The organism is Mesorhizobium sp. M7A.F.Ca.CA.002.05.1.1 (genome assembly GCF_003998335.1).
Classification (GTDB): Bacteria; Pseudomonadota; Alphaproteobacteria; order Rhizobiales; family Rhizobiaceae; genus Mesorhizobium.
Window position 1 is genome coordinate 1 of the sequence record NZ_RZQI01000801.1, and the last position, 2734, is coordinate 2734.

General features: G+C 63.4%; 2 protein-coding genes and 2 pseudogenes. All 4 read right to left on the reverse strand.

The features are described from left to right. Window positions 1-652 (reverse strand): GMC family oxidoreductase (locus EN939_RS28655; RefSeq protein WP_206528361.1); only part of this gene is annotated, 652 nt, incomplete at its 3' end. Between the two features lie 98 nt (window positions 653-750). After that, a complete protein-coding gene (locus EN939_RS28660; protein ID WP_127271069.1) occupies window positions 751-1284 on the reverse strand; it encodes a DUF934 domain-containing protein in 534 nt (177 codons plus the stop codon). Window positions 1285-1460: 176 nt separating this feature from the next. Next, a pseudogene (locus EN939_RS28665) lies at window positions 1461-2219 on the reverse strand (phosphoadenylyl-sulfate reductase); the annotation flags it as partial. Continuing rightward, a pseudogene (locus EN939_RS28670) lies at window positions 2194-2734 on the reverse strand (nitrite/sulfite reductase); the annotation flags it as partial. The pseudogenes EN939_RS28665 and EN939_RS28670, both read right to left, overlap by 26 nt.

Consider the following 2734-nt stretch of genomic DNA (forward strand, 5'->3'; position numbering starts at 1 on the left):
CGGTCAGATTGCTCCGCTGCATCACCGGATGGAGATAGGCGGCGGCAGTCGAACAGCGCTCGCCATTACGGGCGCCACCGGCAAACTGGGTCACCTGGAAATAGCCGGCGCCCTCTTGTTCCGGTCCGTTGAAATCGTCCGAGGCGCGAATCTGGTTTTCGGCACAAGCCTCTATGAAGGCCTTGGCGATCGGCCTCGGCGAGCGCTGGTTCGACACTTTCAGCGGGCCGTCCCCGCCATGCAAGGCATCAGTGCCGCGCTCATTGCCCTCGGCGCGCCGGAAATAGGGCAGAACCTCATCCCACGACCAGCCCTCGCAGCCCAGATTTGCCCATTCGTCATAGTCGCTGCGATGGCCCCTGACATAGAGCATTGCATTGATGGCGCTGGAGCCGCCCAGCGCCTTGCCGCGCGGCTGGTAGCCCTTGCGGCCGCCAAGACCTTGCTGCGGCACGGTTTCGAAGGCCCAGTTGTTGATCCTGGGCCGGCCGGAAAGCATGCCGATAATGCCAGCCGGAGCGCGGATCAGCATATCCCTGCCCTCGCCGCCAGCTTCGATCAGGCAGACCGTTTTCGATGGATCTTCCGAAAGCCGCGCGGCAAGCGCACAGCCGGCGGACCCACCGCCGGCTATGACATAGTCGTAACGCATGAAGACCCCTCCCCGATCGTTCCACGGATTTTCCATCCGGACGATCAAGAGAAGGCCTGAACACGGCTGATGTAAAGACGCGCGGAATTACCGCAACGTCAGCTGCTGCGAACGCGCCGCCAGGAGTATTTCGGGCCTTTTGGTTCCGGCACGGCGGCTGGCTGGTAGTAGAGCCCCAATCCGCCGGTGCGGCCCTCCTCCAGGCGCTTCAACAGCACCGCATTGGAAATCTCGAACTCGTCGAAGCCTAGCCGCAGCATATGCGGCAGTTGGTCCACCAGCACCTGGCCCGTGGCGCGAACGGCACCTTCGAAATGGTAGCGGCCGCGCAGCAGTTCTCCCTTGGAGAAGGAGCGGCCGTCGCTGAAGGCCGGGAAGGCCAATGCCACCAGCGACAGCTGGTCGAGCAGGTCGGCAATCTTCTCGAGCTGATCACCAGGCTGCAGCAGGACGCCGAGCCGTTCCTTGGCCGAGCGGCGCACCTCCGGATCCAGATCGAGGAAGACTTGCAACGGCAGGATGAAGCGGCCGTTGCCGGACAGCGCATCGGCGCTTTCGGCATGCGTCCACTCATCCTCGTGAAAACCCGCAGGGGTCCAGAGTCGGGTCTCCGCTGTCGTCGGTTCAGTCATCAAAAAGTTCCTAAATAGTCAAACGAACCAAGGATGTGTTGAGATTCAGGTCAGGCTGCGCCGAAAATAGCGGCTTCCGAGAACCGGAGCGGAGCGTACTTGAAGTACGTGAGCACCGGAAGCGCAGGAAGCTGCCGTTTGCAGGCCAGCCTAACCTGAATATCAGCATATCCTAGGGATGCGTCGGTCAGCGACTTCTCCAGCCCCGACAGGTGAATGCCGCACTCGGTCTTGGCGTGACCGGCCCAGCGGCCGCTGCGCGCGTCCTCGCCCGGCTGCACCGGCTGCGTGCACGGGAAGCAGCCGATCGACAGATAGCCATAGGCGACCAGCGGATTTTCGCGCAGCGCATGGGCGCGCATGTAGTCCGCCTGGTCCGATGTCGTCCAATGCGCCAGCGGATTGATGCGGATGCGCGGACCGACCGCCTCGAACACCGGCAGCGCCGCCCGCGTCGCGGCCTGAAAACGCTTGCGGCCGGTGAGCCAGGCACGAAATGGCGCGACACCGCGCGCCAGCGGCTCCACCTTGCGCACGTCGCAGCAGGCGTCGGTGTTGCTCTGATGCAGATTGCCCGTCGGATCGATCCGTTCGAGTGCTGCTTCCTCGGGTTTGATCACCCTTATGTTGGTCAGCCCGAAATCGGCGGCGAGCGCGTCGCGATAGCCGAGCGTCTCCTCGAAATGCTTGCCGGTGTCGAGGAAAATGACCGGCAGCGTCCGGTCGATCTTGGCGATCATGTGCAGCAGCACAGCCGAATCCGCGCCGAACGACGACACCGCCGCGATCTCGTCGAGGAACAGTTCGCGGGCCGAGCGTTCGATGATCTCGATCGGCTTCAGATGACCATAGAGCGCATCGAGCCCCGCCGCTTTGGCGGCGATACCGTCATCGACGTCTCCAATACGGTCAAGCGGCCTTGGCTTCGCCAGCATAGAGCGCCTCCTTGAACGGCGCGGGACCGACTCGGCGGTAGGCGTCGATGAATTTCTCTTGTGGGTCGAGCCGGAGGCCGAGATAGGTCTCGACGATCTGCTCGATGGCGTCGGTGATCTCTTCCGACGAGAAGCCGCGGCCGATGATCTCGCCGACCGAGGTGTTTTCGTCGGCCGAGCCGCCCAGCGTCACCTGATAGAGCTCAGAGCCCTTCTTCTCGACCCCGAGGATGCCGATATGGCCGACATGGTGATGACCGCAGGCGTTGATGCAGCCGGAGATCTTCAGCTTCAGTTCGCCGATCTCGCGCTGCCGCTCAAGCGAGGCGAAGCGGCGCGAGATTTCCTGCGCGATCGGGATCGAGCGCGCTGTGGCCAGCGCACAGTAGTCGAGGCCCGGGCAAGCGATGATGTCCGATATCAGGTTGGAATTGGCCGTCGCCAGGCCGATGCCGACCAGCGCATCATAGACCGCCTTGAGGTCGGCGCGGGCCACATGCGGCAGGATCAGGTTC

What these genes read in the sequence shown, in the direction of transcription:
- EN939_RS28660 (WP_127271069.1), bottom strand. Translation starts at nt 1,284, where the DNA reads ATGACTGAACCGACGACAGCGGAGACCCGACTCTGGACCCCTGCGGGT.